Annotated in this window: 26 protein-coding genes and 1 pseudogene; 2 read left to right on the top strand and 25 right to left on the bottom strand. The window is 38.9% G+C overall.

What is annotated here, in order from left to right:
* From WG932_RS19945 to WG932_RS19875, 15 genes are all read right to left on the bottom strand, one after another.
* Complete coding sequence (locus WG932_RS19945) at positions 1–615, bottom strand: hypothetical protein (protein WP_483085159.1); 615 nt, start codon at positions 613–615, stop codon at positions 1–3.
* The gene (locus WG932_RS19940; protein ID WP_483085158.1) at positions 612–1,331 is read right to left on the bottom strand and encodes an FGGY family carbohydrate kinase; all 720 of its coding nucleotides are present in this window, start codon (positions 1,329–1,331) and stop codon (positions 612–614) included. Before WG932_RS19940 ends, WG932_RS19945 begins: the two co-directional genes overlap by 4 nt.
* A gap of 36 nt (positions 1,332–1,367) precedes the next feature.
* The gene (locus WG932_RS19935) at positions 1,368–2,651 is read right to left on the bottom strand and encodes a sugar isomerase (RefSeq protein WP_149393109.1); all 1,284 of its coding nucleotides are present in this window, start codon (positions 2,649–2,651) and stop codon (positions 1,368–1,370) included.
* A 9-nt stretch (positions 2,652–2,660) separates the two neighbouring features.
* Positions 2,661–4,769 carry a bifunctional aldolase/short-chain dehydrogenase gene (locus WG932_RS19930; protein ID WP_483085157.1) on the bottom strand — a complete coding sequence of 703 codons (2,109 nt, stop codon included), beginning with the start codon at positions 4,767–4,769 and terminating at the stop codon, positions 2,661–2,663.
* Between the two features lie 422 nt (positions 4,770–5,191).
* Entirely contained in the window at positions 5,192–6,097 is a 906-nt protein-coding gene (locus WG932_RS19925; protein WP_339680652.1) for an alpha/beta hydrolase, read from the bottom strand.
* Between the two features lie 387 nt (positions 6,098–6,484).
* Positions 6,485–6,655 carry an FAD-dependent monooxygenase gene (locus WG932_RS19920; RefSeq protein WP_483085156.1) on the bottom strand — a complete coding sequence of 57 codons (171 nt, stop codon included), beginning with the start codon at positions 6,653–6,655 and terminating at the stop codon, positions 6,485–6,487.
* Between the two features lie 333 nt (positions 6,656–6,988).
* The gene (locus WG932_RS19915; RefSeq protein WP_483085155.1) at positions 6,989–7,495 is read right to left on the bottom strand and encodes a GNAT family N-acetyltransferase; all 507 of its coding nucleotides are present in this window, start codon (positions 7,493–7,495) and stop codon (positions 6,989–6,991) included.
* 16 nt (positions 7,496–7,511) lie between these two features.
* Entirely contained in the window at positions 7,512–8,546 is a 1,035-nt protein-coding gene (locus WG932_RS19910) for a sulfatase-like hydrolase/transferase (protein ID WP_483088692.1), read from the bottom strand.
* Positions 8,495–8,923, bottom strand: a complete 429-nt coding sequence (locus WG932_RS19905) for a sulfatase-like hydrolase/transferase (RefSeq protein WP_483085154.1) — start codon at positions 8,921–8,923, stop codon at positions 8,495–8,497. The genes WG932_RS19910 and WG932_RS19905 overlap by 52 nt, the downstream gene beginning before the upstream one ends.
* 536 nt (positions 8,924–9,459) lie before the next feature.
* Positions 9,460–11,097, bottom strand: a complete 1,638-nt coding sequence (locus tag WG932_RS19900) for a hypothetical protein (RefSeq protein WP_483085153.1) — start codon at positions 11,095–11,097, stop codon at positions 9,460–9,462.
* A gap of 54 nt (positions 11,098–11,151) precedes the next feature.
* Complete coding sequence (locus WG932_RS19895) at positions 11,152–11,688, bottom strand: hypothetical protein (protein WP_483085152.1); 537 nt, start codon at positions 11,686–11,688, stop codon at positions 11,152–11,154.
* 444 nt (positions 11,689–12,132) lie between these two features.
* Positions 12,133–12,402, bottom strand: a complete 270-nt coding sequence (locus WG932_RS19890) for a hypothetical protein (RefSeq protein WP_483085151.1) — start codon at positions 12,400–12,402, stop codon at positions 12,133–12,135.
* Between the two features lie 715 nt (positions 12,403–13,117).
* On the bottom strand, positions 13,118–13,453 hold the full coding sequence (locus WG932_RS19885; RefSeq protein ID WP_483085150.1) for a hypothetical protein: 336 nt from the start codon (positions 13,451–13,453) through the stop codon (positions 13,118–13,120).
* Positions 13,454–13,519: 66 nt separating this feature from the next.
* Entirely contained in the window at positions 13,520–13,801 is a 282-nt protein-coding gene (locus WG932_RS19880; protein WP_014019649.1) for an addiction module antidote protein, read from the bottom strand.
* A gap of 1 nt (position 13,802) precedes the next feature.
* The gene (locus WG932_RS19875) at positions 13,803–13,952 is read right to left on the bottom strand and encodes a hypothetical protein (RefSeq protein WP_483085149.1); all 150 of its coding nucleotides are present in this window, start codon (positions 13,950–13,952) and stop codon (positions 13,803–13,805) included.
* Positions 13,953–14,111: 159 nt separating this feature from the next.
* Between WG932_RS19875 and WG932_RS19870 the strand changes: the two genes are divergently transcribed.
* On the top strand, positions 14,112–14,252 hold the full coding sequence (locus tag WG932_RS19870) for a hypothetical protein (protein ID WP_483085148.1): 141 nt from the start codon (positions 14,112–14,114) through the stop codon (positions 14,250–14,252).
* Between the two features lie 107 nt (positions 14,253–14,359).
* Entirely contained in the window at positions 14,360–14,494 is a 135-nt protein-coding gene (locus WG932_RS19865; protein ID WP_483085147.1) for a hypothetical protein, read from the top strand.
* Positions 14,495–14,543: 49 nt separating this feature from the next.
* Here the strand turns inward: WG932_RS19865 and WG932_RS19860 are convergent, their stop codons facing one another.
* The 10 genes and pseudogenes from WG932_RS19860 to WG932_RS19815 form a co-directional block, all read right to left on the bottom strand.
* The gene (locus WG932_RS19860; RefSeq protein ID WP_483085146.1) at positions 14,544–15,311 is read right to left on the bottom strand and encodes a hypothetical protein; all 768 of its coding nucleotides are present in this window, start codon (positions 15,309–15,311) and stop codon (positions 14,544–14,546) included.
* A 93-nt stretch (positions 15,312–15,404) separates the two neighbouring features.
* The gene (locus tag WG932_RS19855) at positions 15,405–16,775 is read right to left on the bottom strand and encodes a serine hydrolase (RefSeq protein WP_014019646.1); all 1,371 of its coding nucleotides are present in this window, start codon (positions 16,773–16,775) and stop codon (positions 15,405–15,407) included.
* A gap of 251 nt (positions 16,776–17,026) precedes the next feature.
* The gene (locus WG932_RS19850) at positions 17,027–17,560 is read right to left on the bottom strand and encodes a hypothetical protein (RefSeq protein ID WP_483085145.1); all 534 of its coding nucleotides are present in this window, start codon (positions 17,558–17,560) and stop codon (positions 17,027–17,029) included.
* Positions 17,561–17,776: 216 nt separating this feature from the next.
* Complete coding sequence (locus WG932_RS19845) at positions 17,777–18,622, bottom strand: YHYH protein (RefSeq protein ID WP_483085144.1); 846 nt, start codon at positions 18,620–18,622, stop codon at positions 17,777–17,779.
* Positions 18,595–19,083 (bottom strand): hypothetical protein, encoded by a 489-nt coding sequence (locus WG932_RS19840; protein ID WP_483085143.1) that lies wholly within the window; start codon positions 19,081–19,083, stop codon positions 18,595–18,597. Before WG932_RS19840 ends, WG932_RS19845 begins: the two co-directional genes overlap by 28 nt.
* Before the next feature lie 6 nt (positions 19,084–19,089).
* A complete protein-coding gene (locus WG932_RS19835; protein ID WP_483085142.1) occupies positions 19,090–20,106 on the bottom strand; it encodes a hypothetical protein in 1,017 nt (338 codons plus the stop codon).
* Positions 20,107–20,374: 268 nt separating this feature from the next.
* Positions 20,375–20,632, bottom strand: a complete 258-nt coding sequence (locus WG932_RS19830; RefSeq protein WP_483085141.1) for a hypothetical protein — start codon at positions 20,630–20,632, stop codon at positions 20,375–20,377.
* A gap of 26 nt (positions 20,633–20,658) precedes the next feature.
* On the bottom strand, positions 20,659–21,390 hold the full coding sequence (locus WG932_RS19825) for a family 43 glycosylhydrolase (protein ID WP_483085140.1): 732 nt from the start codon (positions 21,388–21,390) through the stop codon (positions 20,659–20,661).
* 10 nt (positions 21,391–21,400) lie between these two features.
* Positions 21,401–21,766: a transposase gene (locus WG932_RS19820; RefSeq protein ID WP_483085139.1), complete on the bottom strand. Its 366-nt coding sequence runs from the start codon at positions 21,764–21,766 to the stop codon at positions 21,401–21,403.
* Between the two features lie 72 nt (positions 21,767–21,838).
* Positions 21,839–22,505, bottom strand: a pseudogene (locus WG932_RS19815) (SDR family NAD(P)-dependent oxidoreductase).
* Between the last annotated feature and the right edge of the window lie 82 nt (positions 22,506–22,587).

The following is a 22,587-nucleotide window of genomic DNA, read 5'->3' as shown; positions in this document are numbered from 1 at the left end:
TTATTTAAAAGCGTTTAGCATTAATGCTGCCCCATAAGCTGAGCCTAAAGGGAAGTCTGAAAATTCGAGTTCATAACCTTCTAAAAGCGCATTTAAAAAACGGATAAATACTTTGTTATGAACAAAACCACCATCAATATACACTTTTTTTATAGCTGTAGCACCTTTGGCGAGCATCAATGAGGCTACTTGCATTCTTACCAATCCAAAAATCAAATGGTGAAAGGCTTCTTCATAATTTGAAAATGAGGAGATGTCCCAATTATTTTCAGGGAAAATTTCAACTACCAGGGGTGTTCTCGCAATGGCATCAGGATAAAAGGTTCCTGAGATCTCCCCATTTAAAAGTTGGTTAACTAATTTTTCATCAGGTACAATATTCTTATAATACTTTGGTTCTTTACTAAAAGTTTTGTTCATTTTCTTGAGCTGGTGATCCAGTTCATATCCAAGGAAAAAACGACTGGCTTTAACTGTCTTTCCATGGATGGATAAGAAATTTAAACAGTCATTCTGCAATTCAGAAAAAGTCAGATCTCTTTTGGGAAATGGGTTTAGTGAAATGCTCCAAGTGCCTGTAGAAATCAGTAGAAATGGCTCTTTGATTTTAATCAAATAAGAGGCCAGAGCAGAAGAAGAGTCATGGATCCCAACACCAATTTTAACCTTTTGTCCGCAAATTTCTTTTTCAAAGCTGTGTGTGGTAGGTACCTGAGGGGGAGTTTATCCGCTATTCCTTCATCATAAACCCATTGATGATAATCTCCCTGAGGGAAATCCCATAATTTTGTATGGCAGCCTATAGAGGTGGGTTCGCTTACAACCTCCCTGGTAAAAAGATAAGAGATGTACTGAGGAAGGTGTAAAGAATATTTAATTTTATTAAATACTTCAGGCTTCTTTCTTTTGAGCCAGTATAGTTGCAAACCTGAATTAAGCATGCCTAAAGTAGGGGAGGCAGTGGTCTGATTGATGCTTTCCTCAGGGTATTTGCTGTAAAACTCCCTGTGAACATCTTCAGGGAAGTCTTTGAGGTAATTGTATATCGGGGTTACTGGCTTGCCATCCTCTCCAATCGATACAAAAGTAGCTCCATAAGTAGAGAAATTCAATGCCTTGATCTCATATTGAGGGTCTTGGCACAATTTCTCTACATTTTCTTTGGCCCACTGTGTAATTTTCTCTAAATCATCACATTCAAAACCGTCGTCATCCTTAATCGTGGGAAACTGAACATATTCTTCCTTGATTTCATTAAGATTTTCATCAAACAGGAAAAATTTCTTGTTAGTTTTTCCTATATCAAAAATGGCAGTTACCGGAATGGGCATTGTATTATCGGATTATTTTGAATGGATTGATTTAAATTAAAGGCCGGTGGCAAGTGTTTTGGCGCCCCTTTCTTTGACCAATTGCTTTCTTACAGACAATTCCCTGTAGACTTCTACGGGTGAAAGGGCTGCATTTGCTTGAAGTCGGGCTTCTGCTATCAAAGGCCTTAAATCTGTGCGAAAAGCATTTTGCAAAATTTCTTGTGCCAATACAGCATCATTGGATTCGCGGGCATTTTCCAGGGCATTTCGGTCCACAGTTAAGGCTTGGGCATAGGCCAGTTGAATGGCTTCAACTGACTGGAGCAAGTCCTCCATTGGGTCTTTTAGGTTGTGGCTTGCATCGATCATCCATGCCGGAGCAGGATTCTTTGAAGCATTGTCTTCCATGCCTTCTACCAATTCGTTAAATATCAAAAACAATTGGTAAGGTTTCATGGCTCCAACGGTAAGGTCATCATCTCCGAATTTGGAGTCATTGAAATGAAATCCTCCCAGTTTGCCCTGCATCATAAGGGTGGCCACAATTTGTTCAATATTTGTGTTGGGCAGGTGATGACCCAAATCAACCAAAGTAAAGGCCCTGTCGCCCAATTGGGAAGCCAATAAATGAGATGTTCCCCAATCCTGTATAACGGTATGGTAAAAATAGGGTTCGTAAGGTTTGTACTCTACAAACATTTTCCAGTCCGCAGGCATCCCTTGGTAAATTTCTTTCAAAGAATCCAGGGTGCGCTGTAAAGCTTTTCTGAAATTCATTTGCCCGGGAAATGATGATCCATCGGCCAACCAGACAGTTAATGCTTTCGATCCCAGTTGATCTCCGTATTTGATTACCTCTAGATTGTGATCTATGGCTTGCTGTCTTACCTTACTATCTGTGTGACACAATGAGCCAAACTTGTAAGAGTGTTCTTGCTCTTCTTGGTCTTGGAAGGTATTTGAATTGACTGCGTCGAATAGTAAATTATGAGAAGCCGCATGTGCTTTCACTGCTCCAATATCTTCGGGTATATCCCAAGGAATGTGTAGGGAAATAGCTCCTGATCCGGCATTTAATGCATGAAGAAGTCCTACATCATCGATTTTTTCCTCTAAAGACCGAGGTTCACCTCCACCCGGAAATCGGCCAAACCTTGTACCTCCAGTGCCGAGTGCCCAGCTTGGAATGGCAATTTGAAAATCCTGAATCTTCTGAATGAGTTGCTCAGGTTCCAGCCCTTTGGTGGTTAATTTATTGCTTAGATACTCAAAACTCTCCCGGTGATCCGGGAGAGCTCTGTTATTGATAGTATTGATTTGATTTTTATCAATTCTCATGATAATAAATTATCTGACAAAGGCAGCAGCAACCCCTCCGTCAACGTTTAAAATATTTCCGGTACTCTTGCTTAAATGACCTCCTACAAAGGCAAAAACTCCATTGGCAATATCGTCTACGGAGATAATTTCATTCATGATGGTACGCTTGGCATAGAATGCAGGAAGTTCTTCAACAGTGATTCCATAAGCCTTGGCTCTGCCTTTGGCCCATTCGCCTTCCCAAATTTTACTTCCTTCAATCACCGCATCTGGATTGACTACGTTCACTCGGATCTTGTCAGGTCCCAGTTCAGCAGCTAACAATCTACTCATGTGTACTTGAGCAGCTTTGGCAGTACCATAACCAACATTGTTAGGTCCGGAAACCAAAGCATTTTTACTTGCAATATTTACAATGTCACCACCTTTATCCTGTGCCCGTAAAATGGAAACAGCAGCTTTAGAAACAGCAAATTGACCTTTTACCAGAACAGATTGAAGAATATCCCAATCTTTTTCAGTGGTTTGTGCAATTGGTTTAGAGATGGCCAAGCCAGCACAGTTGACGATAATGTCCACACCACCAAATTTCAGACAAGCAGCTTTAAGGGCTTTTTCTATATCCTCCATTTTGGTCACATCCATTAATGCTCCGGACCCTGTGTCTTTGCCATAAGTTGCCAAGGCAGTGTCCAGATTGTCTTTGTTAATATCAGTAATGAATACACAAGCACCTTCTTGAGCCAGTTTATCGGCAATTGCTTTTCCGATACCTCCGGCTCCTCCGGTTACAAAAGCTACTTTTCTTGAAAGCGGCTGTTCCTTAGGCATTCTTTGCAGTTTGGCTTCTTCCAATAACCAATATTCGATGTCAAATGCTTCTTGTAAAGGCAATGAAACATAAGAAGAAACAGCTTCGGCACCTTTCATTACATTGATAGCATTGGTATAAAACTCACTTGCTACCCTTGCAGTCTGCTTATTTTTAGCGTAAGAGAACATCCCTACACCCGGCCATAAAATTACTACAGGGTTTGAATCCCTAATACCTGGACTATTGTCACGTTTGTGGTCTTCATAATATTTGGTGTAGTATTGTCTGTAGTCTTCAAATTCTTTTTCAAGATAGGCTTTAACCTCAGTCATGTCAGACAAATCAGTATCAGGAGCGATTTCCAATACCAACGGTCTGATTTTAGTTCGCAAGAAATGATCCGGACAACTTGTTCCAAGAGGAGCTAATTTTTCCAGGTCATTGCTGTTAATAAATTCCAAAACGCGTTCATCGTCGGAAAAATGACCAACCATTCTATTGTAACTAGAAGCTAGCCCTCTTAGGTGTGGTGCAATGATAGAGGCTTGTTCTCTTCTTTCATCTTCTGGAAGGGGAGCAACTTTTTGTCCACCGAAAACAGGTCGATCTTTGCCATAGTTATCTTCCAAATATTGTGAAGCTTTGTCAATTACCTCAAGACTGTTGATGTAGCATTCATAGGCAGTATCTCCCCATGTGAAAAGTCCATGTCCACCAAGCATAATACCCCTGATTCCTGGATTGGCTTTTAGCGCTTTGTCTAACTGAAGGGCAAGGTCAAAACCCGGTCTTTGCCAAGGAACCCAAGCAATTTGACCTTCAAATAATTCGCTGGTGATCTTTTCTCCATCTTTTGCTGCTGCAATGGCTATTGCTGCATCAGGGTGAAGGTGATCGATGTGCTTGAATGGTAAAACAGCGTGTAAAGGTGTATCGATAGATGGTGCTTTAGAGTCTAGGTCATAGATACAATGGTTAAAAAGCGCAACCATTTCGTCTTCAAACTCCAATCCACGGTAGACATTTTTAAGCGCTAGCAACTTGTCCATATACAAACCTGCAAGGCCGCTTCTTTTTAAGGTTCCAATGTCTCCACCTGATCCCTTGATCCACATTATTTCAGTGTCTTCTTTGGTAAGGGGATCTTTTTCTATGGTCTTGCAGCTAGTATTCCCTCCTCCATAATTGGTGATCCTAAGGTCTGCACCTAAAATGTTTGAGCGGTAAAGCAAAAGGGCTACTTGATCGTCCCCTAAAGCCTTTGCTTTTTCATCATCCCATAGATAATCTACGTGCTTAAAAGTGTCTTTTGTAATTGCCATATTTTAAATAAATTTTGAAATCCTTTTTAATATTTTAGCGAATATACCTTATTCAATAATTTTAACTGTCCTGTTCTATGCTGTTTGAATGGTTAATTGCCTCTTCCAAAAGCATTAATCCGCCAAAAAACTATACTTTTCCTTTTATATAAGCTATTTTTTCGAACTATCTGCCTTAAAAACCAGACAATGATAAGAAATTATTGTTTTTCAATTATTAAAATTTAACAAGGTTTTAGAAAAACAGTTGCCCGAGGGAGGTAATGGAAAACCTCAATTTTATTGTTCGCTCTAATTACAAAGAAGGCAAGAATATTTCTAAAATCACAAAAATTTAATATACTGCTATAGGTAGAAAATTAGGTTTATTGGGTTGAATTAGATTTGCCTCATCAAAAGGGCAATTGATTGTATGGATTGTGTCAAGGACTTATACCACTATTACTCATCCAGTCAAAGAGTGGTTGCATCCATTCTTCGGTTGGTAAACTCAAAACAAATCCATGGTTGCCTTTAGGATACAAATGCATTTCTGAAGGGACCTCATTTTTGATCAGTGCTTGGTAAAAGCGGATGCTGTTTTCCACGGGTACCACATTGTCATCCCCGGTATGGGTTATCCAAGTGGGTGGAGTGTTTGGGCTGACCTGAAATTCATTAGAAAACATCTCCTTTTGCATTGCTGTAGCAGACTTACCAAGTAAATTTTGTCTTGAGCCTAAGTGCCCAATTTCGTCTGTCATACTGATGACAGGATAGATAAGGATCATGAAATCCGGTCTTAAACTAATTTGACGCTCATTTGGAATATAGGACTTGTCAAAATGTGTGCCTGCGGTTGAAGCCAGATGCCCACCTGCTGAAAACCCCATGATGCCAATTTTGCTTGGGTCGATATTCCATGCTGTGGCATTTTGTCTTACCGTTTTTATTGCTTGTTGAGCATCTTGAAGAGGGCCTATTGTTTTGTCAATCATAATCGAATCGCTAGGCAAGCGGTACTTTAAAATAAATGCTGCAATGCCCTTTTTTACAAAGGTTTCAGCAATCAAGGTGCCTTCGCGGAGGTAACTTTCACCTGAATACCCACCTCCCGGACAGATAATTACCGCTGCTCCTGTAGCCATCTCCTCATTTGGATGATAGCATGTAAGGGTAGGTTTGGAAACATTTTTTAACCAAGAGATGCGGCCGTTGTCCTCAATGACTTCTTCTTGCATAGCATAAGGTTTGCTGTTTGGGATACGCTCAGAATATATATCCATTAATTGTTGAGCCTCCAAGTTGGAAGAAACTATTAGAAACAGGATTAGCGCAAATTGCTTCATGGTTTTGGGTTGATTGATTTTAATAAATACTGCAGAAATTCATTTTTGATGCTCAATGTAAAAATAATACCGATTAAAGCTCAAATTGACGCGAATTTAAATTCAAAATTTTCTAATTTTTCCTTTAGCAAATTGAACCTGAAAAAGTGGGGTATAGGTGGGAAAGGTTAACCTTCAAAAAAACTACTCGCCAATAAGTTTTATATTTCAATTTGATTGACCCTATATGAAAAATATTTATCAATTATTATTATGGCCAAGCTGAAAGGAGTTAATTGAAAGGCCAGATTTCTTAATGAGATAAGCAATGGATTTTCGAGCTGGCCCACTTTGCCTAATTTTAAACTATCTTTAATGATTTTTTTAGATCGTGGATATTGTAAGGCTTCATACCTTTTGCGTAAGGCCATATTTTTGAATTGAGTTGGCTAAAATATAAGCTCCTTCTATGGCCATGCATCCTCCCTGGCCCAAATTAGGAGTGGTGGGATGGGCTGCATCTCCGAGTAGGGTGACCCTTCCTTTGGTCCAACCTTTGTGCGGTTCTCTGTCAATCAAACTATTTTTGAGAATATGTTCTGTATTTTTAGTAGGTTAGGAATAGGGAAATGCCAATCCGAATAAACGACTCAATTTATCTTTCGTGGTTTCAGGGCTGTCACCTTCCATAAAACCCTCATTGCTTGTGGCCTACCATCCATAAAACCCGTCTTTAATTGGAACAATGCCTACCCTTTTCCCTTTACCATAAGTTTCACTAGCGTAGCCTAGGTCAAAATTGGTTTTCATCACTCCCCTCCATATATAATAACCTCTAAAAATTGGTTCCCCGTATTACTTTTGGTGAATCGATATCTATCCCACAAAAGGGTGGAGGGTTTACCCATTACTTTAGAGAATTCGCTTCTGGTATAAATTGTAGGTAGATAAGGGCAAGTTCTTTACTCCTACTTTCCTAAATCCTAGATTTTCGTAATACTTGCAAAGCTTAAGGTTTTTTGAATCTGAATCTAATCGCAAGTATTGGCAATCTTTATTTTTGGCTTTCTGTCCAATTTCTTCTAAGACCCTTTGTCCAATTCCTTTTCCGTTATAGGCTTCCTTAACGATTAATGAATGCACATAGAAAGCTTTATCTTTTTGCTTACCCCAATAGAGAATGTCTTCTCTAAGCATCCTTACCATGCCAATATTGTTGTTAGCAAGGTCATCAACGAAATAGAATTCACCATTTTTAATACCCTCTTCAATCCATCGCACTTTTTCTTGTGGAGGGTTTCTCCAATATTGCCAATGGTCAATCTGCATCCTATTAATTTTTTCGGCTGCTTCCTTCAATAAATTTAAAACCAGTGGCAGGTCTTTTACTCTTATTTGTCTAAATGCAATATCCGTCATTATACGTGTCTAATGGCTACTCTCCGGGATAGGCTACGGTTTTTCCACTTTCTTTGTGTATGGGCATCTGTGCCTCTACCTCTTTAAGGTGGGCTGATAAGATAACAGCCAACTCTTTTACTTTTTCCGGTTTTGTTGCTGCCAGATTGCTTTCCTCTCCAATATCTTCTCGGATATTAAACAATTCAAAACTTTCATCGATATGATAATAAATCAATTTAAAATCTCCTTTACGAATAGCACTGAAAGCGCCTATTCCCGGTCCTTTTGGTCCCCATTCATTGGGGTAATGCCAGAACAAAGGCCGGTTATTTGACTTTTGGGAATTATTGCTTTCCAACATGCCAACGAAACTCTTTCCATCTACTGTCTGGACAGTTGGTTGGTCTTCTACTCCTGCCATTTCCAAAATGCTGGGATAAAAATCTTCAATGATCAGATAGTTGTCATTAGTTGATCCGGGAATCGTTACGCCGGGCCACTTTACGATCATTGGTACCCTGATACCACCTTCGTGGATGGACCCTTTGCCGCTGGATAGGGGTTTGTTATGTGTATGTGGTTCTCCGCCTCTGCTATGTACACTCAATCCCCCGTTGTCTGACATGAAAAGGATGATGGTGTTTTCCATCAAATTTTTTTCTTTGAGATGTTGCATGATGTCTCCCAAGCTTTTGTCCATGCCCTCTATAAGGGCAGCATAGCTGGCTTCTTTTTCATCAAGTCCTTTATCCAGGTATTTTTGATAATAGCGCTGGTCTTTCTCTATGGGGGCATGTACCGCATAATGCGACATATACATAAAAAATGGCTTGTCTTCATTCTGAGCCTTATCCATAGCGATTATTGCCTCTCTTGTCAGTGCTTCAGTTAGGAATATTTCCTGACCATGGTATTTTTCAAGGCCGGGTATATCCCATACAGCACTGCCTCCTCGCCAATTTGCACTAAAATTGTTTGCTCCCAAATAGCTACCGGGACCTCCGGCAGCATGTCCGGCTATATTGACATCAAAACCGATGGCTTCCGGATTTTCTGCCGGGGTATCGATGGCTCCAAAATGTGCTTTTCCGGCATGAATGGTGTAGTAGCCGGCTTTTGGAGCAGAGAAGGAAGGGCGTCTGCATGTACGGCAAGATCCAAAGGATCCGGACTCATCCCATTTACATTCCAAGCAGGAAAAGACAACGCTTTATGGTTGGTTTCCATAGGTTGTAGGGCATCCTTGTGTAGTGTCCAATTGGTTACACGATGACGGGCAGCATTCATGCCGGTCATTAGACTTATACGAGTGGGAGAACATACAGGTGTGGCATAAGCTTGGGTAAACATCATGCCCTCCGAAGCTAGCTTTTCCATATTTGGTGTATGGTAGCGCTCATTGAGAGGAGTTTTTTGTGCCAGAAAGGAACTGATGTGTCCTGCCAACCCATGTCATCAACAAAAAATAAAACAATGTTTGGTTGATTTGAAGCTTCTAGACTTGCTTGATTTTTGCAGCTTCCAAATACCATACATAGGATGGTTAGGAAAAAAGAATTTTCATAGGTTAGTTTTTCTTGAATTCGACCTCGGTTTTAAATAACCATCAGGCCTTGTTGGGATCACCGTTTTTAATATAAACGGTGAAGATAAATCTAAATGCTGAACCGTCAAAAGGGACTTGCCGCATAATTGACCATACTTTGATAAAGCTCCAAATAATTTGGTTGGCTAGTGCCAATTTATTTGATCTATTTCCTAATGTGTTTGTTGAAGAACTCAAGTTCATCTCCTACATCAGAAAAGAGATCCTAATTTTCATTTTACCTGAGCTTATTCCACTTTTAATAAAACCTTTAATTTAAAATACAGGGGAATAGTACTTTTATAAGCTGTCTGTCGACCTTTTTATTGCGAAAATGCGACCAGCCGAGGAGCTTTAGCAACCAAGGAGTATTGGCTTCATTATTATATCAAAGGGATCAAGGGTAAAATGAGCCTTCGATTAATGGCCAATTTTCATAGTTCCGGTCTAGTTTTGACTGGTTTACTTTAGTAATAACCCATTTGTCTTTTGGAGCGATAGGATCATATTCAATCAATAAACCATCGGGAAACCGGAATTGTGTGTGCAAGCTTTCCATGTCTGGGTTTTTGTTTTCCAATTTTTTTAATAAAGTTTGGGGATCTTGATTTTCAAAAACAAGCAGGATACCTAGATTGGCGGAGGAAAATACAGCGACCAGTACCTTATCATTGGCTTCAAAAATAGACCATATATTCCCTTTGTACTGGGCTTGGTATCCTTGAGGTATGGCTACGGGACCTGCTGCACAAGCAAAATTTTTGTACACACCGGTATTATTCCATTCCATAAAATTTGTTCCAGGCCCTGCCAAGTGAAAGGTTTCTTCTAATTCTTTCGCTTCGTCATTTAAAAATAGTGTAATGGGTCGGGCAACGATTTGCGAGGTTTTCCCAAGATTAGCGCCACCTGCAGAGAGCAGGTAATTTTCGCCTGCGGTGTATATTTCCGGACAAGAACCTTTGCCATGTCCCATTTTTATAAAATAGCCATTGCCTTTTTCACTTAGCATAAGACGGATTTTATCCGCTGGTCTATAAGGCATGCAAGCCCCGATAATGGCATGTGCTTCCCCTTCTCCGATATCAAAATTAGTGGCTGCACCGGGGAAAAAGCTCATCCAGGCCTTCATAAAAACAGAATGGTAGCCTGTGGTCAATTTATGCCAACTGGCGCGTTCGTACCTCCTTCTCATGGGAGGGAAATATTTATAATGATAACTTCCTAAGGCATAACTGATATTCATATAGTCCAATACATCTCGGGCTTCTTTTCTTACTTTTTGAGAAGCAAAAGCTTCTAGGTTGAGTAGTGCTGTTATGGTATAGCCAATATAGGGCATGGAATTGAACTCATGGAGCCCATTGGTTTTCATGTCATGCAAAAAATCTATTATTTGGGCTTCCATTCCGTTACCGGTATTATCATATTTCGGATCATCATTGCCATGGATGGCCAGCCACCTGTTTTTAAGGTATCGGGAGCCCTCAGTCATAAGGATATGGTTTTCAGTTTCCGGGAACAATCCAAAGGTCTTGGGAGCTGTTCGCCGAAATTTATTGCCTTCTTCTGTTAGCAAGACTTCTAATAGATGATTGACCGTCTCCTTATATAATATTTCCGGATTCTCACCAAACTGCCATAGGATGGTAGTGAGCACAGTAAATGTAAAATCATAATCCCCAAGTTTATTAAAAAACCAAGAGGAACCTGATACACCCCAGGGCTTCATGCCCATAATTATTTGATTGGTCTCCTGGATATTGGTTTTAGAATGAAGCCGAGCCAACAAAACTCTTGGGTTGCTTACCTTTCCTTTTTTTGGGCCATATTCCACTTTTTTCTTCACCCAGATGCCAATAATAGAATCTTTAAATTCAGAATCATTATTCCATTGTATGCTCCGTTTTTGCGGAACCTCAATATTTCCTGGCTTGAGAGTAAGTTTTGGTTCTTTTTTGAAATAACCAAAAATCAGACCTATCAATAGGGCAATAAGAACAAGTAGGATCAGTTTATTTTTTCCGGGTTTCATTCATTTTACAATAACAGGATTATTCCTTGAAAAAGGAATATTCGCCCCTGCTATTTAACAGATTAACAGCAACCTCTTCTGTCCATTTTTTTCTTGTGGGGCACGATGAATACAAGGGGGGACTTTACTATTAGGGTGATCTGTGGCCAACCTGCATAAATGACCTAGGCCTAAGCTTATTGGTTGTGCATTGGCTTTGGCTAGGTAGTGGAGGTCAAAGAACTGTTCACTCAAAAAGGATTCAAAATAACCCGCTCCGCCATCATATAATTTTTTAAGTTCCTCCCTTATTTCTGGAACAAGCACTTTTTGTTCGGCTTGTGAATTGGGCAATATTTCACTTGGCTCCCCATAGTAGGTGCATAAAAAAGTGTCGACAGGTATAGGGGCGCGATCTACATGAAAGGAATAAACATCGGTGGGAAAAAACAGGTAGCTATCATCCCTTTCATAGGACTGAATCACATTAAGTGTGGGAGAGGCACCATGCGCTTTCAAGACCTTCAAATCATGTAGAAGAATTTCACGCGCACGCTGCCCTTGTTCAGTCAACTGAAGTTCAAGAAGTTCATCAGGATGAAGTTCAGCCATATTTTCATCTAATGTTACCAAATTAACAATCTCAGAAAAATCCCCTATTAATTCCCTCGTCCAACAAAGTGCATTGGTATTTCCATGAAAAGGTATGGAAACCAGGTCTTGAAAATTCTTGACATATTGAATTTGGCGCCTTTAGGAGGTATATTGATCATAACAGGTAGTAAAAAGACTAAATCTTGATTCTTTGAAAAAAGTAGTATCACCTCCCAAATTTCGGGAATTTATTTTTCAAATCATCTGCGTACATTTTCAGTAATTTCTAAATTCGCTCCTTATGACTTTATTGAATGATAACAGTCATAAAAAAGGTAAACTTTCCCCAAGATCCATAACACCTTTGTAGGAATTAAATGAAGTGTAGGCAGATCCTGTCGAAGGGTCGAACTAAGTTGTTTCTGATGTTAGAAGGCTTAATTATTATGGAGGGTTTTTAATTTATTTTTTCAGTTCGTTCGTTATAGGATCAACATAAAAAGTCATCTGAATTGAGTAAGGTAATTTCAAACTTTGTCCATCCGATTTACCCCAAATTTCTCCATTTTCCTTAATTTCTATATTTTCTTTCTTTTCTACGTACCAATAAATACAGTCTCGATATTCATCCAGGTATTTAGGCTGAATTCGAGCTAGAAATTCTGAATAAATGTCATCAAAATTATGCCCGAATTTACTCTGAAGCCATCTTTTAACCAAGGTTGTGTCCAAATAAGTCTTGTGACAGTTTTATTCCTAATCGATTCTTTTTGAGGAAGATTCTCAAAACCTACCGCCTTTTTAGAATTTCGGTCATCCGAATAGTCTCCGTCCAATTTAAATTTTGAACGTGAACCTGAAATTTTTCTTAATAACCATTTTTCCATCTCGTTTTTTTAATGCTCTACAATATTTTATATCAATAATTTACCCTCGAAGATGATTATATACAGTTTAGGGGCTCAATTCCTTCAACGTATTTCCTTTAGTCAAATTAAGAATTTAGGACAAGTTATCTAATGGCAATACCAAATTTTTATTGTTAAGGTTCAAAATGAACCTGTATTCTTAATTTCCAGCACCTTTTCAAAGATTCATTGATTTAGCCCCTGAGCATGGCCCCTGAGACTGTCGAGGGGTGTCGAAGGGATAGCTATCATAGTGTTTAGTTATTGTGTGCAATTTTTTATTTCAGTAGGTTTTTAATATCCATTCCTTGATGAAGAATTATGACAATTTCCACAATGTTATTTTCATCCTTTCTGTAAAAGGTAAGATTTGATTGACATTAATCGAAATTTGCTTTTACCCCTAGTTTTTTTATTCATTAAAAGCCAAATGAATGTTTCTGCGAACTTGTTAGGACAACCAAATTTTCAATTTATGTTTGACCCGCTTATTGGGGGGAGCTATAGTAGTAGTTTGTTTAGTTTATTCTTTAAGCTATTTATTGCTTGAGATGAAAAATCAACATATTTAAAAAATCTTTTTCGGAAAGCTTCTCTCGTGATTTCCCACTATTATGAAACATACAATCAAGCTGAAATAGAATGTTCAAATGTCCTAATTCCCCATTTTGACTACTCCACACAATATTGTCATAGTTCGCTTCTTGAAATAAACTTGGTATTAAGGATAACTTATGTATTGACAGTTCCTTAGGGTAGCCATTGTCTTTATAATAAGATTTTATTTCTTGAAGGATGTTTAAGCGTAACCTTTCAATGCCTATTGGATTTGAGTATCCGCTTATCAAACTTTGTATTTCTTTTTCAAAATCCATTTTAATCGTCTGGAACGCTCAGGGTGTGTAGTATAAGAGATGTTGTGGTGTGGTATTTCTTCTTTTTTAACTGGATGGTTTTATGTTTATTTGTCCACCGACCGCTTTTAAAACTTTCATGATGGTCTCGAATTGAGGTTTGGCCCCGTCAGCTAAAGCCTTGTACAGACTTGGCCTGCTCATTCCCGTTTTCTCAGCGATTTTTGTCATTCCGATAGCTTTCGCGATATTTCCGATAGCTACAATAAGGTCAGAGCTGTCCCCGTCTTCGAGAACAGTGTTAAGATACTCTGCAATCATTTCTTCGTTGTCGAGATAGTCTGCAATGTCAAATTTTGTTATTGCCATGTTACTCATTCTTTAGTTTATTCCAGATTTCTTGTGCCTTCTTAATGTCCTTCTGTTGACTTGATTTCTCACCGCCGATTAATAGTATGATGATCTTGTCTTCCTTCTCTTTAAAATAGAGTCTATAACCTTTCGCATAATTTATCCGCATTTCGCTAATGCCATCGCCTACAGGTCAAAATGTTCATCAGTCTCCAACTTCTGAATCCTGAATAGAATTTTTGCTTTAGCTCGAATATCCTTGAGCTTTCTAATCCATTTATCGAATTCAGCTGTTTTTTCTGTTCTGATCATAAATTATTGTATCCTAATGGATACAAAATTAGACTATCCTTTTGAGATTTCAAAGTGTCTGGTATCGGTCAACCGTGAGAAAAAGCCCGATTGGAAGTATAAAAACCTGATCAGATTGGGAGTGGACCAAGACCATGCTTGCGCATGGAAGGACTGAACGTAAAGAAATGACCTCTTTAGGTCATTATAGTGAGGGGGAATTGCGTATATATCAACTATGTACCAAGCTCCTTTGCTTTGTTATTACCTTTCAAAATTAGGATTTTGGACAAGAGATCTAGTGCAGGAACTACATTTTTAAAGGTTAGGGTTAAAAAACTGTATCCTGATACCGGTTATTCTATTAATTCATTAAAGTGGACCCTTAGCACGGTTTCTGAGCCTGTCAAAGGGGTTTGATTGGCCGACACCGCATTCTTCAGGTTCCCTCCAGGCTTTATTTAACAGATTAACAGCAACCTCTTCTGTCCATTTTTTTCTTGTGGGGCACGATGAATACAAGGGGGACTTTACTATTAGGGTGATCTGTGGCCAACCTGCATAAATGCCCCAGGCCTAAGCTTATTGGTTGTGCATTGGCTTTGGCTAGGTAGTGGAGGTCAAAGAACTGTTCACTCAAAAAGGATTCAAAATAACCCGCTCCGCCATCATATAATTTTTTAAGTTCCTCCCTTATTTCGGGAACAAGCACTTTTTGTTCAGCTTGTGAATTGGGCAATATTTCACTTGGCTCCCCATAGTAGGTGCATAAAAAAGTGTCGACAGGTATAGGGGCGCGATCTACATGAAAGGAATAAACATCGGTGGGAAAAAACGGGTAGCTATCATCCCTTTCATAGGACTGAATCACATTAAGTGTGGGAGAGGCACCATGCGCTTTCAAGACCTTCAAATCATGTAGAAGAATTTCACGCGCACGCTGCCCTTGTTCAGTCAACTGAAGTTCAAGAAGCTCATCAGGATGAAGTTCAGCCATATTTTCATCTAATGTTACCAAATTAACAATCTCAGAAAAATCACCTATTAATTCCCTCGTCCAACAAAGTGCATTGGTATTTCCATGAAAAGGTATGGAAACCAGGTCTTGAAAATTCTTGACATATTGAATTTGGCGCCCTTGAGGAGGTATATTGATCATCATAAGTAGTAGACTAAGTTTTAATCCCTTTAAAGGAAAGCCTTTGTTGTTTCCAAAATTGGGAAATAAATTTTTCAAATCAACTGCTTCCTCTTCTCAGAGTGCTCAAAAAAAGGTTAATTCTATAAATCCTTTCACTAATTTCTTATAGTGCTGGCACAAGTCTCCAACCTATTTAATTTTCTTTCCTTTTATTTCTTGCCCTCCTTGAAAAAGCGTTAGACTTTCAACAGTATCATTTTTTAGTTGAAATGTAATTTTTGCTTTAACAACTGTTAAATAAAAAGTAGTATCATTTTCAGGATAAATTTTAAACCTATCCTGCCCTGTGGCTTGCCCAAATAACTGATTGCCTTCTTTTGTAATTGTTATTGTGAATTTGGGTTGTAGTTCATACAAACCTACATATCGTTCCAGCGTTGATTCAGGTATTTCAACGGCATCCTTTTTAGAGGGGAAAGCAATTAATTCAGTTCCGGGATCTAGTAAATGAAAGCCAATATCATCGATATCTGCTGTTGAATTTGAAAGGAGAACCACCCCTTTTCCTGTTTCCTTGACAAATCCCGAAAAAGCCCTATAGCCACCTGTTCCCCCGTTATGCCAGATGACATCACCAAGTTCACCATTCTTGATATGCCAACCCAATGCTACTGACATTTCACCGGCTTTATGGTGTCTCACTTTATGGGATAGCTCCATTGCTTCGGCTATTGGACTTTTTACATATCCTAAGTTGGCTGCAATAAATTTAGACATATCAGAAGTTGAACTTCTAATTGCGCCGGCACCGGCAAGTGTTGGGATGTCCCAATTTTCAACTTGCTTACCACCTGCATGACCTAAAGCCAAATTTTCCAGCATTTTTTTAGTGAATGTGATTTTGGTATCCATCATTCCTAATGGGGCCGCAATCGTTTGGATCACTAAATCTTCATAATTACTGTTTTTGTTTAAGGCGAGCAAATGGCCCAATAAGCCCTGCGCAAGGTTTGAATATTCATAAGTAGCTCCTACCGCTCGTATGGGTTTATAATTGGAAATAAAATCATACATCTGCTCAACGGTATAGTCTGCATATGGATTGTAAGGATTGGCAGGCTTAAAGTTGTCGGGCATTCTGGGAAGGCCTGAGGTATGGTCTGAAAGGTTGCCAAAGGTAATTTCTTTTAGGCCTTTTGTTGGGATTTTAATGTTGTGGGGTAGGAAGTCGTTTATTTTATCTTCCAGTTGGAGTTCTTCATCTAAAACCTGTTGCGCAAGTAGTATACCGGTAAAGGCCTTTGATATTGAGCCTATTTCGTAAATAGTGTTTTCATTTACTTTCTTGCCTTTTGTGGCAGTTAGTCCAAAATTAAAATATTGAATGCCTGTAGAATCAATAATGGCCAAGGCAATACTAGGGGTAAGGCCTTCTTCGATTCGGTTTTCTATGCTTTTAACAACTTCTGAGGGGAGCTCATTATTATCCGAATTTTCTTGGAATGGAAAGGCGACAAAAGAGCTCAAAAGCATAACCAGAAGGATAATGTACTGTTTCATTTGGGCTTGGTTTATCAATTAAAAACTTCTTTGCTTAACAATGTTTTACTTGTTGGAAAGACCTAGGTCATCAATTATATCTTGAACAAAAGCTTTAACTCGAAATATGCAATAAACCTTCTATTACATGCTGAAACCACTTCAAAATCAGTTGCTTTAGTAACCTTTCGGCTATTCATTTTTCCTTTAATCGCTAGCTTTTTAATTTTTGGATAGCCTTATTTCTCACTTTTTTATTTGTTCCCTTTTCTTTAAACATCAAAATTATTTCTCTCGGTAATTCTTGAAGATCTAATAGGTGATTTTGAATTGCCGGGTTTCTTTTTTAATATTTCTTGAACCAGGGTTGTTGAAATTCCCTTTTCTAATAATTCCAACCGGTAAGCTTCTGATAGTTCATCCACGAGGCCTCTTTTTACCGTTATCCTAGGATCTTCGTAAACAGGCAGAATACGCATTAATTCCTCTAATTTATTAACTAGATTTATCCTGGACTTTGTTGAGAAGGCTAGGAAAGGATTTTCCCAGTTGGGTACGAGGTCAAATTCGTTTGTTTGGGTGTTGAAATTTTCTAAGAAGTTCAAAACCTCCACTTGATATTCTCCGCCTAGGTCTTTTTCAGGCCGCCACTGTACGTCAATAAGTTTTAGCCTGGAGTTGTTATGAAGGATAAGCAAACTCGAACCTTCAAAATAATGCTCGTAACCCGGAGCTGGGTCAACTTCATAAAATTGGTTATAATTTACTAGCCAACCAGCTTCTATTCTTAATGGCTGAAGTTTCATTCTAATTTATCTTAAGATTAGTAACCCCTCCAAGGCATTTGGTGTCTAATATACCAAAAAATTTTTGTCTAAGGATAGCCTTTGTCTCAATAGATAGATGGACACTTCTGCAGGGGAGTTTAGGAGGAGGTGGAGAAAATGGCTTTATCCTGTGCTTGTCAAAAAGTTAAATGGCTCCTTAAACCTATCAGTGGACAATAAATATTTGGTTAGTTTTTATTGCCTATTATAATTTGATTTTCTGCTTGTTCCATCCGGATTTACAAATTCAAATGTGTAATTTCCATTAGTATCCCAACCGTAATTTATTTTATGGATGTGTGAGTTTACTTTATAGCTTAAACTATAATGTTGAGGTGCAAGGTTTTCAAAACCAATAATTTCTGCTCTACGCAATGGCCTCAAATCTGGTCTTACACCTCTGGTTTTCGCTTGTGGCATAATTTCATTTTCCGGGGCACGTGTTCGAGGATTTATCTCAACCTTTCCTTTCATGGCTGCTATCAAATAAGGATATTCTTTAACAGCGTGGTATTGGTAGCTGCTATCTGAAGTAAATCGTCCTAAATTCTCATCCAATTCTTCAGTAGTTTCTCCATATACAGGAAAACCATCCAAGGCAAAGGCAATGGGCTTGTCTTTACCAACTTTAGCTTGTAAGTGGGTTGGAGGTAAATGGTAATGATAATCATCCGCACGTCCACAATGACCGCCCCATTGATCAAGCTCTCCGATGGTATTGGCATCCTCCCCTCGGTTATTGAGGGGATTAAAGATAGGAATGCCGTTAGCGGCAATGGCAATGGCTCCTTTCATAAAATTGCTTTTTGTAGACATTGGTTTTTCCGCCAATTCAGGATGTATGGGGATGGCCCAGGCATTCTTGCCCGAATAGTCATGGTTAATTGGGACTTGTTGTTGCCAATTGGTAATGCCTACCATCATTTTGTGTGTGGGGATGCCATCTGATTCAACATAAAAATACTTGTCATCGTGCCGGGTATTCACTTTCTCAAAAGCACCAAATACAGCTTCTAAAAATGGGATCTCATTGGCAGCCATTTTTTTAAAACTGTAGTAGATTGTGTGTTTGCGCAGCCCATAATTAAAAATAAGAGACCTATACACCCAGTAGCTAAATATGGTTTTTTTGTTTTCTGTGTCAAGTTAAAAAATGATAGCGCCACCATTGCTACTCCTATTAAAAGCAACCAATTGGAATAGTCAAATGGCTTGTTAATTCCACTTTCTTCCGTTACATTCAATTGACTGATAAGATGCACTCTTTTTGTAATATAGTTTTGCTCGGAAGCTTCAAAATCAGCATAGTCGAAAGTTAAAACTTGATGATTTTCAGTGCTTAAATACACGGTTTCACCTGCTTTCATAATGAAATCGGCTTTAATGGTTTCATTACTATTTACAAATTGCCAATTTTTTAAAGGAGTGCCGTGGCCACCTTCATGTGCAAAAATATCAAAGGTAAAAACCAAGGCAAATGTGATTAGCAAAAGATATTTCATGACAATTTATTTTATGGTATATCGGACCAAGACTTCATTGTCTAAAACAACATTGGTAGACCAAATAAATTTGGCGTCCTTTTCCGAAGCGTCAAAAACTGAAGTGAAATTAGTGTAAGCAGGTTTATTATTAACACCAATCTCTCGATTGCTAAATGTTGTAGCATTTGGCCAATTGGAATCGTCAAAATTAGTTTTCATCCAATCGGTAGGAAGCTCCCAATGTAAAGCATAATAAGAGGATCCATCTTGCCCTCCTTCTGTACTGCAATTTTTAGAATACCTATAGCCGCCCTCCTCTGATACACAGCTTAAATCTAAAATTGGAGCCGTGTAAAAAGTTTGTGCTTTCCAGTTTTCATCAGTTGTAGCAATAATATAGTTCTCCGAATCTTTAATGACTGCCACCATTCCAGCATCTCCGGCGTGAAAAGGCTTGCCCCTGTTGGCTTCACAACCTACTCCAAGGTGTTCTTCCCAATCTACCAGTTTCATGGCTATAGTAAATGGTTTTTTAGCTTTAAACTTGACAATACTCGAATTGAATTGAGTGAATGGTACTTTGTCTTTTCCAACCGGAATACCATTTACATACATTTCAAAATAATTGTCAGCAAAAATGTAAGCTGTAAAAACTTCGCCATCCGGGTCAACCGCTATGATACTGGAATTGTCATAATAGGATAAAGCTTCTTCGGCGTTTTTATAGTTCATTCCTTCACAAGAATTAAATAAATCTGAGGCAAAAGGAAATTCACTGTTCAAATAGTTGGTTTCGGCAGGTACAACCCATTCTTTTTGATCAGTAGAGGTGATTTTTCCTATATTTGTTTTCCTACCACGATCACAAGAATAAATAGCTTCGGCTTGGGTGCTGGCAATTCCTTGCGTAATGCTCGCCGTTCCTTGATAAGCTGATATGTCTGAAGTTTTTACGCTATTATTTGTTGAGGTTTGTGCTTTTTTGTCGGCACATCCCATTGTCAGTGCCAACAAGGTGAATAATAGAAAATGGTGAATCATTCTTTAAAGATTTAAAAGTTGCAAAAAGAAATTCAGAGTGCTTTTATCCGACTTTTAGCGGAAATCCAATGGTTTTTGTAAAGTTAGGGTCTAATTTTGAACCTTGTTCTAACTACTTAACAGTAAAATCAGCTGAAGATTGTGCATTGTCATCTCTTAATCTAATGAACTATGCGATCCTTAGCTAAATAAAAACATGTGCTGTAAAGCTTTATGTTCTTATTTATTAGTTTTTGCTTATTTAAAATCTCTGTATGATAAGGTTAGCTTATTTAACCTCCGATGTTTTCAAACTGATTTTGTATTTTAACAAGTGAGGCCATTTTTCTTTGTTCCCATAATCCATGGAGATGCCCCATTCAATGCCTTTTTCCTGCATAGAGGCATCCCTAAAATTACCATGTCTAAAGGATCCCGGTGCTTTGGGATAATTGGCATCCAAAGAAGCAAGTCTGCTAAACCTCAACCCATCCGAAGCAAATTGAAGGGTTTTGCCTTCTGGACCATGCTCAGAAATTAAAGCCATAACTCCGTTATTATAAGGCCAAACCATTACCTCATGTCCGCTAGTGATGATCGGATTGTTTTTGTATTTAACATAAGGTCCCTCTGGATTTTTAGCGATAGCCACACCCATTTTGGTATTTCTTGGCCCTTTTTTCCATCTTTGATACTTCTTCCTTTATAATACATCCTGTATTGCTTGTCTTTGTAAATGATACAAGCATCATCAATCCTGTAGCTGTCAAAATCATCAGGTAGGTCACTTATTTCTAATATAGGTTTTGGAGAAACCCGTACAAACGGACCATCAGGAGAATCAGCAACAGCCAGTCCAATGGCGGTAATGTCTGTTTCAGCATTGTTTTCAAATTTCCTATCCGGATTTCCGGGAGTAGGCTTCACACCGGTATAAAAAAGATAATATTTGCCTGAAGCTCTGAGAATATTTGGCGTAAATACACTGTATTCATCCCAACTATCTTTTTCACCTCTGCCAATTGCTTCTCCTTTTTCTTCCCAAATTTCGCCATCTTTAGAAACCGCGTACCAGATAGAGGCATCATACCCGCTATACTGCTTGTCTGTTTTTGTATACCATAAGTAATAAACTCCATCAACCAAAATAACATCGGATGGGTCTCTTCGGCATGTCCCATTTTCAGGTTCTAAACCTTCAAGAATAGAATAACTAAAAGACACCTCATCAATTTTAGTATTATTTTTTGAAGCACAACCAATTAAAAGGAATAAAACTATCAGTGGTAAGATGCTGTTTTTCATAGGGTTTTGTTTATTGCTGAGCAAGGCTTGGCGATGGAAAGTTGTTTGAACCCGAAATATGCAATAGACAATCTATTACGTGCTGAAATCGCTTTGTAAAGTCTATCCAAAGTGCTCCCCTACGTTCGTATTTTTTATTGTAAGCTTTTGTATAGGCATTTAATAGATTGCTCAATTCCTGCATGACCAACTTATGAAAGTCATCCTTAAATTTTGGATGTTTTAGAGGAGCTTCTTCATCGATCGTTCTAATTAAAAAATGAATGTGATTGGGCATTAGACAGTAACACAGACATCTGAAAAGGTTTTCGCTACCTACCGCATGGTTTATCACATGATAGTAGCTGCTCGGTTCAATTTTCACTAACCCTTTCATTGTTGTTACTTTTTTATAGAAGACCTATAAGGTTTTTAAAACCTTATAGGTCTTCTGTTAATTTATTATCCCCTAACGATAAGGCGAAGGACTCGTAGAAGTCCAGCCGCCATCGATAACCAGACTTTGTCCCGTAATATGCCTTGCTGCCGGGGAGACTAAAAAAGCCACAGCCTCTGCAATATCTTTGGGATAGGCAGGTCTTCCAAAGGGGTTATTTCAGACCAAGTTTTTTCATAGCCTTCCTCCGACGCTGTACGCTCAGTCATGGTGGCGCCAGGAGCCACGGCATTTACATTGATTTTATAAGGAGAAAGTTCTACCACCAAAGTTTTGGCAAGCATTTCTAAAGCGGCTTTGCTCATGCCATAGGCTGCCAGATTTTTATGGGCCTGGTGGCCGGTGACTGAAGACATAAATAACAGGCTTCCTCCTCTCTGCTGCTTAATCATTTGCAGGGATACCTGTTGGGCGAGGAAAAACTGCCGGCCAGGTTAAGTTGCATGACTTTGTGGAAATCCGCCTCTTGGTAAGTCAGGAAATCGCCAAAAACGGTGATGCCTGCATTCGCCACGGCCACGTCTATGCCACCATAAATTTCCACAGTCTGTTGCACCATTCTTTCTATAAAACGGGTATCAGAAACATCTCCGGAAATGCCTTGGCAGGATTGGGGAAAACTGTTGTTGATCTTCTCACAAGCTTTTAAAGTGGCGGTTTCATCCAGGTCATTTAACATGACTTTATACCCTTTGGAGGCCAGCAAAAAGCAATTTCAAAACCTATGCCTACACCGGCACCTGTAATCAAAGCTACCGGAG

The sequence above is a fragment of the Cyclobacterium sp. SOCE241 genome (assembly GCF_056867545.1).
The sequence above is the reverse complement of the archived record's forward strand: the minus strand, read 5'-3'. Positions and strand labels throughout refer to the sequence as shown.